Origin of the sequence: Symbiopectobacterium sp. (assembly GCF_047692315.1) — a bacterium.
Classification (GTDB): domain Bacteria; phylum Pseudomonadota; class Gammaproteobacteria; order Enterobacterales; family Enterobacteriaceae; genus Symbiopectobacterium.
Window position 1 is genome coordinate 1 of record NZ_JBLLJS010000015.1, and the last position, 14,651, is coordinate 14,651.

The window sequence follows — 14,651 nt, forward strand, 5'->3', positions numbered from 1 at the left end:
CCCCCCCCCCCCCGCGCCCCCTTTCACTGCAAGCACAGGACACGTTGAAAACGCGGTTATTGGCTGCGCTCCCGTTTGCGCTTACTCAGGCGCAAACGCGCGTTGTACAAGAAATTGAAGCCGACATGGAGAAGCCTTTCCCCATGATGCGCCTGGTACAGGGGGATGTCGGGTCAGGAAAAACGCTGGTTGCCGCACTAGCGGCACTGCGCGCCATTGCTAACGGTAAACAGGTGGCGTTAATGGCCCCCACCGAGCTACTGGCAGAGCAACATGCCATCAACTTTCGTCATTGGTTTGAACCCCTTGGCATTCAGGTCGGCTGGTTGGCGGGCAAACAAAAAGGCAAGGCGCGCGTTGCGCAACAAGAGGCTATCACCAATGGTCAGGTCAGCATGATCGTGGGTACGCATGCCATTTTTCAGCAGCAGGTGCAATTTAGTGGGTTAGCGCTGGTGATCATTGATGAACAGCACCGCTTCGGTGTGCATCAACGACTGGCGCTGTGGGAAAAAGGGGTGGAACAGGGCTTTCATCCCCATCAATTAATCATGACCGCGACCCCCATTCCACGCACGTTGGCGATGACCGCCTATGCCGATCTGGATACGTCAGTCATCGATGAGCTACCGCCAGGCAGAACACCTGTCACAACGGTCGCAATCCCCGATTCTCGCCGTGAAGATATTATCACCCGCGTCGATCGCGCCTGTCGGGAAGAAGGGCGTCAAGCCTACTGGGTCTGTACGCTGATTGAAGAGTCCGACTTGCTGGAAGCACAAGCCGCTGAGGCCACCTGCGAAGGGCTGAGAGCCACGCTGCCGGACCTGCGTATTGGATTGGTGCATGGGCGGATGAAAGCGCAAGAGAAGCAGGCGGTAATGCAGGCATTCAAACAGGGCGAACTGCAACTGCTGGTGGCAACCACGGTTATCGAAGTGGGGGTGGATGTGCCAAACGCCAGCCTGATGATCGTCGAAAACCCGGAGCGACTCGGTCTGGCACAACTCCATCAATTGCGCGGGCGCGTCGGGCGCGGAGCCATCGCTTCTCACTGTGTGTTGCTCTATAAAACACCGCTGAGTAAAACCGCACAGCAGCGCTTGCAGGTAATGCGCGACAGCAACGACGGTTTCGTCATTGCACAACGGGATTTAGAGATTCGCGGCCCCGGCGAGCTGCTGGGTACGCGACAAACCGGCAGCGCCGAATTTAAAGTGGCGGATTTGCTGCGTGACCAGGCACTTATCCCCGAGGTGCAGCGTGTGGCGCGCCACCTTCATGCCCACTATCCCGAACATGCGAAAGCGCTGATTGAACGCTGGTTACCGGAGCAGGTGCGCTATACCAATGCCTAGAGCCCACACGCTAGACTCACATAGAGGGTAGCAAATTCCCCTTATAGGGTAGCAAGCGTCTGTAACGTATCAGGGTTTTTCTCAACCATACGGATCAACAGCACAGCCTGTGCATTGGGTCTGGCTCTGCCCTGCTCCCAGTTCTGGTACGTTGATTCACCCGTATGCAGATATTGAGCAAAAACGGCCTGAGAGAGATTCAGTTTTTCCCGCACACTCTTAAGCTCAGCCGGTGCAATCGTCAACGGTTTACGAATTACTTTATGTGTTCTCAACGTAATTTTTCCTTGACGATGTGCCTCCATCGCCCCCAAACCATCCATCAATTCGTCATACAGATTGCGTTTTGTCATTTGCCAGTCCTCTTTTTAATCTGCTCAAGCACTTCGGACAGTATCTCAAGCTGAGGCTTTGTGAGATCGCTCATCTCGTCTTTATCGAATAAGGTAAACAGGTAGAACACGCCTTCTTCACTCCACCAATAATAGATCACCCTAAGCCCACCCCGTTTTCCCTTGTTTCTGTGTTCATCTTTAAATCTGATTTTCCGCAGGCCACCAGAGTGTTTGATCACATCACCGCATAGTGGATCTTCCAACAGCATTACCTGGAATTGGTGAAACTGCTCATCGGTCAGGTATTCTGCACGATACTTTTCAAAAACAGGCAGTCCGACAAAAATGGCTTCCATAGCGAGTTATCGTCCTTAAGTTAAGGATACTTTATCCTCGTATTAAGAGTAGTTCAATATGATAATTTGCGTAATTTCGCACCAACGTGACAGAAAGAGAAATACAGAGTTGCAAGTCACCACGATAAAAAATCGACGTTTTTTCACACATTGATAACGCTGTATTCAACAAATCCCCATTGTTCTCAGGAACACAGCAAGATTGTTTTATAATCGTTCCGCAAACGATTGCTTTTGCAAAGTAGATCATTAAAATGCCCTCTTTGTCATTTTAGGACGCCATTGATTATGACTACCACCACCACGGAACTGCCCCAAACGAAGACGCCAACTGCCGCGCCCCGTAACAGTGAACTGATTTATCGTCTGGAAGACAGACCGCCGTTAGCGCAAACGTTATTTGCCGCCAGCCAGCATCTGTTAGCCATGTTTGTAGCGGTGATTACGCCTGCTCTGCTGATTTGTCAGGCACTCGGCTTGCCCGCTCAGGATACGCAGCACATCATCAGCATGTCGCTGTTCGCTTCCGGTCTGGCGTCCATTCTGCAAATCAAAACCTGGGGTCCGGTGGGGTCAGGATTGCTTTCAATTCAGGGCACCAGCTTTAACTTTGTCACCCCGTTAATCATGGGTGGTCTGGCGCTGAAAAATGGCGGTGCCGATGTGCCTACCATGATGGCAGCGCTGTTCGGCACCCTGATGGTGGCGTCTTTCACTGAAATCATTCTCTCCCGCTTCCTGCATCTGGCGCGCCGTATCATTACGCCGCTGGTATCCGGTGTGGTGGTGATGATCATCGGCCTGTCACTGATTCAGGTTGGGTTAACATCGATCGGCGGCGGTTTTGCCGCGATGAACGATCACACCTTCGGTGCACCCAAGAATCTGGCGCTGGCCGCTATCGTTCTGCTGGTCATCATTCTGCTGAACCGTCAGCGTAACCCCTATCTGCGCGTGGCGTCACTGGTGATTGCCATGGCTGTCGGGTATTTCGCTGCCTGGGCGATGGGTATGTTGCCGCAAGGCTCCTCGGAGTCACAAACCCCAACGATCATGATTCCTACACCGCTTTATTACGGCCTTGGCTTTGACTGGAACCTGCTGATTCCGCTGATGCTGGTGTTTATGGTTACCTCGCTGGAAACCATTGGTGATATCACCGACACCTCCGACGTTTCCGAGCAGCCGGTTAGCAGCCCGCTTTACATGAAACGCCTGAAAGGCGGCGTGTTGGCTAACGGCATGAACTCCTGCCTGTCCGCCATCTTCAACACCTTCCAACACCTTCCCGAACTCCTGCTTCGGCCAGAACAACGGCGTTATCCAGCTTACTGGGGTTGCCAGCCACTATGTGGGTTTTGTAGTCGCACTGATGCTGATCGTACTGGGGCTGTTCCCGGCAGTAAGCGGCTTTGTACAGCACATTCCTGAACCCGTACTGGGCGGTGCAACCATCGTGATGTTCGGGACCATTGCTGCGTCTGGCGTGCGTATCGTGGCGCGTGAGCCATTAAACCGCCGCGCCATCATGATCATTGCGCTGTCGCTGGCTGTCGGTCTGGGCGTATCCCAGCAGCCACTGATTCTGCAATTCGCACCGGATTGGTTGAAAACCCTGCTGTCCTCCGGCATCGCCGCAGGGGGTATCACCGCGATTGTTCTGAATCTGATCTTCCCGCACGAAGAAAAGTAAAACCAGACAGAGGCAATAGTGTCCAACTTGAGTATGATAAAACGGCTGGTGTGGAAACACTGGCCGTTTTTTATTGTCTGTAACAACGGTTAGGTATTGAGACGCAGGAAGAATTGCGGCATAACACAAGTACTCACGATGACAAGGCATGGACTGATACGATGAAATTTCTCGGGAAACTACTGCTCACCTTGCTGTTGCTAGCCCTGTTGGCACTGGTCATCGTTTACGTTGTGTTGCAAACCCACTGGGCTGCAAACCGCATCACTTCTTGGGTAAATGACAATACGGACTACCAGCTCACGCTGGGAAAAATCGAACATAACTGGTCAGAAGCAGATCATATCGTCTTTAGTGATGTCACCTTTGGCGTCAAGGGGCAACCGTTGACCGTGGCCGCACGCCAAATTTCCTTTGGTTTTAGTGCGCGTCAGCTGACAGAACCGCGTCACTTTGGCAGCCTCGAGCTGGAAGGCGGGACGTTGAATCTGCTACCTGACAGCAGCATTGCCGTCCTGTTCATGGCTGATGTGCTGCAATTGCGCACCATGGCGCTGCAATCGCAAGATGGCGACTGGTCGCTAAACGGGCAGCAGATCAACGGCGGCATCACCCCCTGGCAGCCAGAGCCGGGACATTTGCTGGGCACACAAGGTAATTTCCAGCTCAGCGCCCGCTCGCTGCGCCTCAACGATGTCCCTGCCAGCCAGGTGCTGATTCAGGGCGAAATCAACAATAACCAGCTCAGGCTAACCAATTTTGGTGCCGATGTCGCGGGTGGTCAGTTAACCGGCAACGCCAGACGCGCAGAAGATGGAAGCTGGCAAGTGGATAGCCTGCGCCTGAGCAATGTGCGTTTACAAACCACGAAATCGCTGGAAGATTTCTGGCAGCCGGTGGCTGAACTGCCTTCGGTGGCGGTTTCCCGCTTTGATATGGTAGATGCCCGCATTGAAGGTCCAGGCTGGGCGTTTAGCGATCTTGACGTCACGCTACAAAATATCACTTTCCGCCAGCACAGCTGGGAGAGCGACGACGGAACGCTGTCGTTTAATGCCAGCGATATCGTCAACGGCAGCATGCACTTGATTGATCCTATCGTTAACCTTGCCGTCTCACCGCAAGGCGTTGCCATCAAACAGTTTACGACTCGCTGGGAAGGCGGCCTGATGCGCACCGATGGCATGTGGACGCGCAATAACCGCCGTCTGACCTTGAATGAAGTCGTGGTCGCAGGGATGGAATACACCCTGCCCACTGACTGGCGTGAACGCTGGCAGAAAACATTACCGGACTGGCTGAGCAACGTTGAGGTGAAGAAGTTCCGCGCTAACCGAAATCTACTCATCGATATCAACCCGGATTTTCCCTTTCAGCTCACCACTCTGGATGGCTACGGTAATAATCTGCTGCTGGCGCGTCAGCACCAGTGGGGCGTCTGGCAGGGCACGCTGAACCTTAATGCCAGCGATGCCACCTTTAACAAGCTCGACGTGCGCCGCCCTTCTCTCGCACTAAACGCCAGCGATGCGCAAATTGCCATTACCGAGCTCAGCGCATTTACACAACGTGGCCTGCTCGAGGCACAAGCCACTGTCGAGCAGCAGCCTGGCCGCGCGTTTACTTTGTCATTGAACGGACGTTCAGTGCCGATGGACACCCTGACACACTGGGGCTGGCAACCCGCTGAAACACTGCCCAGTGCCGACAGCAATCTGCAACTGCGTTTAACGGGAAATCTGGCCGCCAACACGCCGCTGAAACCGACGCTGAACGGCCTGTTACAGGGGACCACCAGCGATGGCACCAGCGTAAGGCAGCAGATTCAACACGGTGAAGTGAGCACCGCGCACTAACGGCCGCTACCCCGCTTCCGAGCCGCCTTTTTCCAATGGGTCGGCAGGCTGCGTGGGTAGCACGATATACACTCCTTCAAACACCGCGCCAGATTTGTCATCGCCAAACAACTCGACGTTCAGTTGTACCCGCGCTTTTAGCCCGCGCGCCAGGCGCGTGAGATTGCCGCTCAGCGAGCCAAGATCGGCCACAGAGCTGGGGCGACCGGTAATGGGCGAACTGTAACGAATATGCGCATCGGCAAGAATAATCGTTCCCCCGAGATGCCGTTCTCGCAGCAATAGCCAAATCAGCCCCCATCCGGTCAGGGTCACGGCTACCGGCAAACAGTGTATGGTGCGGGTTCTGGTTACCCGTTTCCGGCATGGTGGTGATAAATTTCTGCCCGGTATATTGGTTGATTCGCACCCCCATTTTCTTACTGAGAGGAATATGGTTGTACCAGGCTTGCTGCAACTGCGCGCACCAGTCAGGGCGATGCAGGATATCATCCAGAGAAGCAATGGGTTTGATCATCAGAAAATGGCGCACCGGCGTGGTTTGCGGCGCACTGATCTCTCCTTGCAGGGAAAAACTCAGCTTGGTAAAGAAATCCACCGCATCTTCACGCGCGCTGTACACCACGCGCTTGACCGCCTTCCTGACGAGCAACGGATTCCAGCGTCATCGCCACCAGCGTACCCAGCCCTTTGCATCGTACGCTGGGGTGCACCGTCATAAAGCGAATGGCGGCTTCGTTATCGGCATTGATGGAGAGACGGCCAATGGCCACCAGCCGCCCTTGCTCATCCACCACCGTCTGATGGTGAGCCAGCGCGTCATAGGCATCACGTTCTGAGCCAAGAGGTTGATGCAAAGGCTTACGCAGCATCTCCCAGCGGAACTGGTAGTAGGCATCCATCTCTTCAGCGGTTTCAGGCACTCTCAGGTGATACATTCCCTCCCCCTCCTTCCGATTGGCTGTGCTGGGCATCGGTGATAATGGGCGCGCGGACGCGCACGGCATCGTCACACCTGAAGCCAGAAGGTGACTGGCCCGTCGTTAACCAACGCAACCTGCATATCTACCGCGAAGCGGCCGGTTTCCGTGTGCGTGCCGCGTTCACGGCTCTGGGCGACAAAATACTGATACAACCGGTCAGCCTCGGCGGGTTCTGCGCCACGGGAAAAACTGGGGCGCATGCCTTTTTGCGTATCCGCCGCCAGCGTGAACTGCGACACGACCAACAGACTTCCCCCGGTTTGCTGCACGTTAAGGTTCATCTTGCCCTGCTCATCGCTGAAAATACGATAGCCAAGCACGCGCTCACACAGACGCGCCGCCTTACGCTCATCATCCCCTTGCTAGACGCCTAACAGCACCAGCAATCCCCCGGCAATTTCCCCGACGATGGCATTTTCCACCGCCACACTGGCGCTGGTAACACGCTGAATTAACGCAATCATAAACGACAACCACTCCTGGACCGCTGTTCTTTTAATCGATTTATCACCCAAAATGCTAACCGTTTTTATCACAGCTTCTCCGCGTTAGCGAAGGTATTGTGCGCGGGGGAAACAGGATGATCGGCAAAAAACTGCGGCACCGTGTCGCGATCGGTCACCAAAATGCTTTGGATCCCCAACGCCTGCGCAGCGGCAATATTCTGTGCATTATCATCAAAGAACAGCGTTTGTTCCGGCGTTGCCTGCTCTTGCGTCAAAACATACTGATAAATTCTCGCCTCCGGTTTACGCATCCCGATATCCTGAGACAGGTAGAGGTAATCGGCGGCCTCAGCCACTTCTGGAAACAGCGCGGGCCAGTGCGCGCAGTGCAGGCGGTTGGTGTTGGACAAAATGACGGCGCGGTGCCCTTGCTGGCGCAGTTGCTTCATCATATCCAGTACCTCGGGGCGCAGCGCAACAAAAATTGCCTGCCAGCCCGCAGTAAACTGCTCGTAACTCAGCAGCATGCCCATTTCCTGACACAGCCGGTTGCTAAACTCTTCATCACTGATTTCACCCCGTTCATGCAGTTCGAAGGCTTCATCCATGGTAAAGCGTTCTTTCAGCGTGGCGAGCGGCACACCGCTCAGCTTGTTCCACACGCCCAACACGCGGTTGAAATCGATATCAATGACAACGTTACCCAAATCAAAGATATAAAGCATTCCGCCCTCCAGACGTCATGGTTGTTTTTTCACTGTAGCGGGAAAAATGACGGCTGAACAGGGAGGAACATAACTAAAACGTATACGAAATACACAAGATCAGCAGGCAGGATTGGAAAAAGGCAGGGCGCCTGAAAGCGCCCTGGAATGGTTTTGTAAAGAGCGGCAGATTAGCCCTCTTTTGGCCCGCGGTTGGCGCGACGGCGATCGTTTTCGGTCAGGTGGCGTTTACGCAGACGGATAGACTGCGGCGTCACTTCAACCAATTCATCGTCATCGATAAACTCCAACGCTTGCTCCAGCGACATTTTCACCGCTGGCACCAGCACAGTGGCTTCATCAGTACCGGAAGCACGCATGTTGGTCAGTTTTTTACCCGTCAGACAGTTAACCGTCAGGTCATTGGAACGGGTGTGAATACCGATGATCTGGCCTTCATACACTTCTGCACCGTGACCCAGGAACAACTTACCGCGTTCCTGCAAGCTGAACAGCGCATAAGCTACCGCTTTACCCTGACCGTTGGAGATCAGCACGCCGTTCTGACGCTGGCCGATATCGCCCGGACGCACATCGTCGTAATGACTAAAGGTAGAGTACAGCAGACCGGTACCGGAGGTCATGGTCATAAAGTCGGTACGGAAGCCAATCAAGCCACGGCTCGGGATGATGTAATCCAGACGTACACGGCCTTTGCCATCCGGGTTCATGTCGCGCATTTCACCTTTACGCAGGCCCAGCGCTTCCATAACGGAACCCTGATGCTGATCTTCGATATCAACGGTAACTTGTTCGAACGGCTCCTGACGGCGGCCATCGATTTCACGGAAGATAACTTTCGGACGAGATACCGCCAGTTCGAAACCTTCACGACGCATGTTTTCGATCAGAACCGACAGGTGCAGTTCACCACGGCCAGACACACGGAAGGTATCCGGGTCTTCCGTTTCTTCGACGCGCAGCGCAACGTTGTGTACCAGCTCTTTCTTCAGACGATCCAGAATCTGACGAGAGGTCACAAATTTGCCTTCTTTGCCGCAGAATGGTGAGGTGTTAACCCCGAAAGACATGGTGACGGTCGGCTCATCCACAGACAGCGGCGGCAGCGCTTCGACGTTCGCAGGGTCACAGATGGTATCGGAGATGTTCAGTTCACCCAAACCGGTGATAGCGATGATGTCACCCGCTTCTGCCACTTCAGATTCGATACGTTGCAAACCCAAATGGCCCAACACCTGGCCGACTTTACCGTTACGGCGTTTACCTTCCGCATCGATAATCGTCACTTGCTGGTTCGGTTTAACACGACCGCGTTTGATACGGCCAATACCGATAACACCCACATAGCTGTTGTAGTCCAGCTGGGAGATTTGCATTTGCAGTGGACCGTCCAGATCGACGTTCGGTGCATCAACGTGTTTGACGATCGCTTCAAACAGCGGCGTCATGTCTTCCGCCATGTCTTCGTGATCCAAACCGGCGATACCCATCAACGCAGATGCATAAACGATAGGGAAATCCAGCTGTTCGTCGGTTGCACCCAGATTGACGAACAGATCGAACACCTGATCGACGACCCAGTCAGGACGCGCGCCCGGACGGTCGACTTTGTTGATGACCACAATCGGTTTCAGGCCATAGGCAAAAGCTTTTTGGGTAACGAAACGGGTCTGGGGCATCGGGCCGTCCATTGCGTCTACCAGCAGCAGCACGGAATCGACCATGGACATTACACGCTCCACTTCACCACCGAAATCGGCATGTCCTGGGGTGTCAACGATATTGATACGGTAATCTCTCCAGTTAATGGCGGTGTTCTTCGCCAGAATGGTGATACCGCGTTCTTTTTCCAGATCGTTGGAATCCATGACGCGCTCGATGGCGTCATTTCGTTCACCCAATGTTCCAGATTGTTGTAGCAGCTTATCAACCAGGGTTGTTTTCCCATGGTCAACGTGCGCAATAATAGCAATGTTACGCAAACTCTCGATCACAGCTTTGCCTCAGGCATTTAGAAATAGCGCGCTATTGTACACGGATTAAGCGAGGTACCAAACAAGATCACACTCCTAAGCGATAAACAACCCAGGGGTGCTTGCTTTGTGATCCCTTTCACGGTGCAACGGCGCAGAGAAAGTAAACAAACGCACACAAACAGTGCACTATTTTGGTGATTATGAACCATAATAGTGCAACGAACGGTAATGGTGCAGGCACTGCCTTCAACAAAAGCCCGAAAACAACGCCTCGCAACGACGTGCGTAGAGTTGGCACGATTTTAGCTTAAACCTTATTACGGTAACAAACATCATTCCATAACGATATTCGTTCCACGACGATAAATGACAAATCGGGAGGTCCAAGTATGTCCGCAGAACATGTTTTGACGATGCTGAACGAGCACGAAGTAAAATTCGTCGACTTACGCTTTACCAATACCAAAGGTAAAGAGCAGCACGTCACCATTCCGGCTCACCAGGTTAGCGCTGACTTCTTCGAAGAAGGCAAAATGTTCGACGGCTCCTCTATTGGTGGCTGGAAAGGCATTAACGAATCTGACATGGTGCTGATGCCTGACGCTAGCACCGCGGTACTGGATCCATTCTATGAAGACACGACGCTGATCATTCGTTGCGACATTCTGGAACCGAACACCATGCAAGGTTACGATCGCGACCCGCGCGGAAGAGTACCTGCGTTCTACCGGCATCACGGATACCGTTCTGTTTGGACCAGAACCGGAATTTTTCCTGTTTGATGACGTTCGCTTCGGCAGCAGCATCTCCGGCTCTCACGTTGCTATCGACGACATCGAAGGCGCCTGGAACTCCAGCACCAAATACGAAGGCGGCAACAAAGGCCACCGTCCGGCAGTGAAAGGCGGTTACTTCCCAGTTCCGCCGGTCGATTCTTCACAGGACATCCGTTCTCAGATGTGTCAGGTGATGGAACAAATGGGCCTGGTTATTGAAGCTCACCACCACGAAGTGGCGACTGCTGGCCAGAACGAAGTGGCAACCCGCTTCAACACCATGACCAAAAAAGCGGACGAAATTCAGATTTACAAATACGTTGTTCACAACGTAGCGCACGCTTACGGCAAAACCGCAACCTTTATGCCGAAACCGATGTTCGGTGACAACGGCTCCGGTATGCACTGCCACATGTCCTTGTCCAAAGGCGGCACCAACAAATTCTCCGGCGACAAATACGCTGGCCTGTCTGAAGAAGCGCTGTTCTACATCGGCGGTATCATCAAACACGCTAAAGCGATTAACGCCCTGTCTAACCCGACCACCAACTCTTACAAGCGTCTGGTCCCGGGTTATGGAGCACCGGTAATGCTGGCTTACTCCGCACGTAACCGTTCTGCTTCTATCCGTATCCCGTTCGTATCCAGCCCGAAAGCAGCACGTATCGAAGTGCGCTTCCTGGACCCGGCTGCTAACCCGTACCTGTGCTTCGCAGCACTGCTGATGGCGGGTCTGGATGGTATCAAGAACAAGATCCACCCTGGCGATGCCATGGACAAAAACCTGTACGATCTGCCGCCGGAAGAAGCGAATGAAATCCCGCAGGTTGCAGGCTCTCTGGAAGAAGCACTGAATGCGCTGGACGCTGACCGTGTATTCCTGACGGCGGGCGGTGTGTTCACTGACGACGCTATCGATGCATACATCGGTCTGCGCCGTGAAGAGAACGATCGCGTTCGCATGACGCCGCACCCGGTTGAGTTCGAACTGTACTACATCGTTTAATAAGCGACTGCGTACCTATGATTTACCTCGGCGTGGCGGGCGTGCTGAACCCCGCCATGACCGAGCATTAACAGAATTATAAGAAGTTTGTTTTTGTTGCCGTGGAAACTTTTCAGCCCATCTTCGGATGGGCTTTTTTCACCATCGGCCTTATTTCTTCATCATCAATATTGGCCGTTGCGACGTAACATCCATCATCTACACTACAATGCACCGCTAGGGTGCAGGAGTCTGCGTTATGGCAACAGGCCCGATGCTGGGCAGATCCTCAATTCTTTGATCAATAGTATTTTATTGCTGGATAATGACCTGGCAATCCACTATTCCAATCCGGCTGCCCAGCAGTTGCTGGCGCAAAGTTCACGCAAACTGGCGGGAACACCGTTGCCGGATCTGCTCAGCTATTTTTCGTTGAATATTGAGCTGATGCTCGAAAGTCTAAACGCGGGTCAAGGATTTACGGATAATGAAGTGACTATCGTTGTCGATGGCAGAGCGCACATCATGTCGCTCACCGCACAACGCATTCAAAACCGTTTTATCCTTTTGGAGATGGCGCCCATGGACAACCAGCGCCGCCTCAGTCAGGAGCAATTACAGCATTCACAGCAGCAGGCAGCGCGCGATTTGGTGCGCGGCCTGGCGCACCAAATCAAGAATCCGCTCGGCGGATTACGCGGCGCGGCACAACTGCTGGCCAAAGCGCTGCCCGACCCGGCGCTGACCGAATATACCAAAGTGATCATTGAGCAGGCCGATCGCCTGCGCAATCTGGTGGACAGGCTATTAGGGCCACAGCAGCCCGGTTTACACGTAACGCAAAGCATTCATCAAGTCGCTGAGCGCGTGTGTCAGTTGGTGTCGCTGGAAAAACCCGACAACGTGACGCTGGTGAAAGATTACGATCCCAGCCTGCCAGAGCTGACTCACGACCCAGACCAGATTGAACAAGTGCTGCTGAACATCACCCGCAATGCGCTACAGGCGCTGGGTAAAGAAGGCGACACTATTACGCTACGCACACGTACCGCCTTTCAACTCACGCTACACGGCGTGCGCTATCGCCTGGCGGCGCGTATTGATATCGAAGACGATGGCCCGGGCGTGCCCGCTCAACTGCAAGACACGCTGTTTTATCCCATGGTAAGCGGTCGCGAAGGGGGCACCGGGCTGGGATTATCTATCGCGCGCAGCCTGATCGATCAGCATTCGGGAAAAATTAAATTTAACAGTTGGCCAGGCCATACCGAATTCTCGGTTTACCTGCCCATTCGCCAGTGAGGTTCACGATGCAACGAGGGATAGTCTGGATTGTCGATGACGATAGCTCCATCCGTTGGGTGCTGGAGCGCGCGCTCACTGGGCGGGGTTGACCTGTGCCACCTTTGATAACGGAAATCAGGCGCTGCACGCGCTGGCAACACAAACGCCGGATGTACTGCTGTCCGATATTCGCATGCCGGGTATGGATGGCCTGGCACTGCTGCAACAGATAAAACAGCGCCACCCGATGCTGCCGGTGATCATCATGACCGCACACTCCGATCTGGATGCGGCGGTAAGCGCTTACCAACAGGGGGCATTTGATTATCTGCCCAAGCCGTTTGATATTGACGAAGCCGTCGCGTTGGTTGAACGCGCTATCAGTCACTATCTGGAACAGCAGCAGCCCGTCAGAGCGCAGCCGCTCAATGGCCCCACCACGGACATTATTGGTGAAGCCCCGGCCATGCAGGATGTGTTCCGCATTATTGGCCGACTCTCCCGTTCATCCATCAGCGTGCTGATTAACGGAGAATCCGGAACCGGTAAAGAACTGGTGGCGCATGCGTTGCACCGCCACAGCCCACGCGCCAAAGCGCCATTTATCGCATTGAATATGGCGGCTATCCCTAAGGATCTGATTGAATCAGAACTGTTTGGTCACGAAAAAGGGGCGTTTACCGGCGCTAACCAGATTCGCCAGGGCAGCTTTGAACAAGCCGATGGCGGTACGCTCTTTCTGGATGAAATCGGCGATATGCCGCTGGATGTGCAAACGCGGCTGTTACGCGTATTGGCTGACGGGCAGTTCTACCGCGTCGGCGGCTATGCTGCGGTGAAGGTGGATGTGCGTATCATCGCCGCTACCCACCAAAATCTGGAACTGCGGGTTCAGGAAGGCAAATTCCGTGAAGACCTGTTTCACCGCCTGAATGTGATTCGCGTCCATCTGCCTCCTTTTCGTGAACGGCGCGAAGATATTCCGCGTCTGGCACGCTACTTCTTGCAGGCAACGACCAAAGAGCTGGGGGTAGAACCGAAAAATCTGTATCCTGAAACGGAAACCGCGCTGACGCTCCTGCCCTGGCCGGGCAACGTGCGTCAGTTGGAAACACCTGCCGCTGGTTGACCGTCATGGCCGCTGGGCAAGAGGTGCTGATTCAGGACCTGCCGCCGGAGCTGTTTGAAACCACGGCACCAGACGCCACGGTGCACATGCTGCCAGACAGTTGGGCGACCCTGTTAGCGCAATGGGCCGATCGTGCGTTGCGTTCCGGTCATCAAAACCTGTTTTCCGAAGCTCAACTAGAGATGGAAAGAACGCTGCTCACCACCGCGTTACGCCACACGCAAGGTCATAAGCAAGAGGCGGCTCGCCTGTTGGGATGGGGACGTAACACCCTGACGCGCAAGCTCAAAGAGCTAGGAATGGAATAAGCAGAACACGCATAATCTACGGCCATCATTAACATGGTGACCGTATTTTTTTGCCCGTCTGGTGACGGGGAACCGACCATAAAAAGTATCGTTTGGAATTACAATCCAGCGCACAAAATTGTCGATATTTTGTTCTTTACATAAAACAAGCCCGCAGTATGATCGTGTCGCTAATTCAGGAGAAAGTACCATGCTAGATTCACTCATTTCTGCGGCGACGCACGGCGCTGAGCTCGGAGCAGCGGCAAGCCATTCACCGCAAACCGCCATTGCTGCGATTCTGTGCGCTGCATTGATCAATCTCTTTATTTAGGCCTGACCACTACGCCATCGGGCTGATGTCCTATATCACAATAACATCACCCATCATCTCGATGATGACACTGTTTTAACCTGAAAACGCCCCGCTAACGTCGGGGCGTTTTTTTCTTGTTTTACATT

At 53.8% G+C, this 14,651-nt stretch carries 8 protein-coding genes and 5 pseudogenes; 7 read left to right on the top strand and 6 right to left on the bottom strand.

Features of this window, described 5'->3' with window-relative positions:
- Positions 1 to 1,358, top strand: a 1,358-nt coding sequence (gene recG / locus ACMZI0_RS08105; protein ID WP_415672573.1) for an ATP-dependent DNA helicase RecG, incomplete at its 5' end; no start/stop codon positions are given.
- Positions 1,359 to 1,399: 41 nt separating this feature from the next.
- Here recG and ACMZI0_RS08110 read toward each other — a convergent pair.
- Both ACMZI0_RS08110 and ACMZI0_RS08115 read right to left on the bottom strand, forming a co-directional pair.
- Positions 1,400 to 1,711, bottom strand: a complete 312-nt coding sequence (locus tag ACMZI0_RS08110; protein WP_415672574.1) for a helix-turn-helix domain-containing protein — start codon at positions 1,709 to 1,711, stop codon at positions 1,400 to 1,402.
- Positions 1,708 to 2,049: a toxin gene (locus ACMZI0_RS08115; RefSeq protein ID WP_415672575.1), complete on the bottom strand. Its 342-nt coding sequence runs from the start codon at positions 2,047 to 2,049 to the stop codon at positions 1,708 to 1,710. Before ACMZI0_RS08115 ends, ACMZI0_RS08110 begins: the two co-directional genes overlap by 4 nt.
- 288 nt (positions 2,050 to 2,337) lie before the next feature.
- On the opposite strand from ACMZI0_RS08115, the pseudogene ACMZI0_RS08120 reads away from it, so the two are divergent.
- Together ACMZI0_RS08120 and ACMZI0_RS08125 are read left to right on the top strand one after the other, a co-directional pair.
- Positions 2,338 to 3,742 (top strand): annotated as a pseudogene (locus ACMZI0_RS08120) (nucleobase:cation symporter-2 family protein).
- A gap of 161 nt (positions 3,743 to 3,903) precedes the next feature.
- Positions 3,904 to 5,598 carry an AsmA family protein gene (locus tag ACMZI0_RS08125; protein ID WP_415672576.1) on the top strand — a complete coding sequence of 565 codons (1,695 nt, stop codon included), beginning with the start codon at positions 3,904 to 3,906 and terminating at the stop codon, positions 5,596 to 5,598.
- A 6-nt stretch (positions 5,599 to 5,604) separates the two neighbouring features.
- On the opposite strand, the pseudogene fabY reads toward ACMZI0_RS08125, so the two are convergent.
- From fabY to typA, 4 genes and pseudogenes are all read right to left on the bottom strand, one after another.
- Positions 5,605 to 6,536: pseudogene (gene fabY / locus ACMZI0_RS08130) on the bottom strand (fatty acid biosynthesis protein FabY).
- A gap of 71 nt (positions 6,537 to 6,607) precedes the next feature.
- Positions 6,608 to 7,045 (bottom strand): annotated as a pseudogene (gene dtd, locus ACMZI0_RS08135) (D-aminoacyl-tRNA deacylase).
- A gap of 68 nt (positions 7,046 to 7,113) precedes the next feature.
- Positions 7,114 to 7,752: a glucose-1-phosphatase gene (yihX, locus tag ACMZI0_RS08140; protein WP_415672577.1), complete on the bottom strand. Its 639-nt coding sequence runs from the start codon at positions 7,750 to 7,752 to the stop codon at positions 7,114 to 7,116.
- Between the two features lie 170 nt (positions 7,753 to 7,922).
- The gene (typA, locus tag ACMZI0_RS08145; RefSeq protein ID WP_415672578.1) at positions 7,923 to 9,746 is read right to left on the bottom strand and encodes a ribosome-dependent GTPase TypA; all 1,824 of its coding nucleotides are present in this window, start codon (positions 9,744 to 9,746) and stop codon (positions 7,923 to 7,925) included.
- Positions 9,747 to 10,117: 371 nt separating this feature from the next.
- Between typA and glnA the strand changes: the two are divergent.
- From glnA to ACMZI0_RS08165, 4 genes and pseudogenes are all read left to right on the top strand, one after another.
- Positions 10,118 to 11,510, top strand: a pseudogene (gene glnA / locus ACMZI0_RS08150) (glutamate--ammonia ligase).
- 231 nt (positions 11,511 to 11,741) lie between these two features.
- Positions 11,742 to 12,791: a nitrogen regulation protein NR(II) gene (gene glnL / locus ACMZI0_RS08155; protein ID WP_415672589.1), complete on the top strand. Its 1,050-nt coding sequence runs from the start codon at positions 11,742 to 11,744 to the stop codon at positions 12,789 to 12,791.
- Between the two features lie 8 nt (positions 12,792 to 12,799).
- A pseudogene (gene glnG / locus ACMZI0_RS08160) lies at positions 12,800 to 14,210 on the top strand (nitrogen regulation protein NR(I)).
- Positions 14,211 to 14,400: 190 nt separating this feature from the next.
- Positions 14,401 to 14,523, top strand: a complete 123-nt coding sequence (locus ACMZI0_RS08165; RefSeq protein ID WP_415672579.1) for a YshB family small membrane protein — start codon at positions 14,401 to 14,403, stop codon at positions 14,521 to 14,523.
- The last annotated feature ends 128 nt before the right edge of the window (positions 14,524 to 14,651 follow it).

Excerpts from the sequence above, each read along its gene's own strand:
- ACMZI0_RS08110 (WP_415672574.1), bottom strand. The coding sequence starts at position 1,711 with ATGACAAAACGCAATCTGTATGACGAATTGATGGATGGTTTGGGGGCG.
- ACMZI0_RS08115 (WP_415672575.1), bottom strand. The coding sequence starts at position 2,049 with ATGGAAGCCATTTTTGTCGGACTGCCTGTTTTTGAAAAGTATCGTGCA.
- ACMZI0_RS08125 (WP_415672576.1), top strand. The coding sequence starts at position 3,904 with ATGAAATTTCTCGGGAAACTACTGCTCACCTTGCTGTTGCTAGCCCTG.
- yihX (WP_415672577.1), bottom strand. The coding sequence starts at position 7,752 with ATGCTTTATATCTTTGATTTGGGTAACGTTGTCATTGATATCGATTTC.
- ACMZI0_RS08165 (WP_415672579.1), top strand. The coding sequence starts at position 14,401 with ATGCTAGATTCACTCATTTCTGCGGCGACGCACGGCGCTGAGCTCGGA.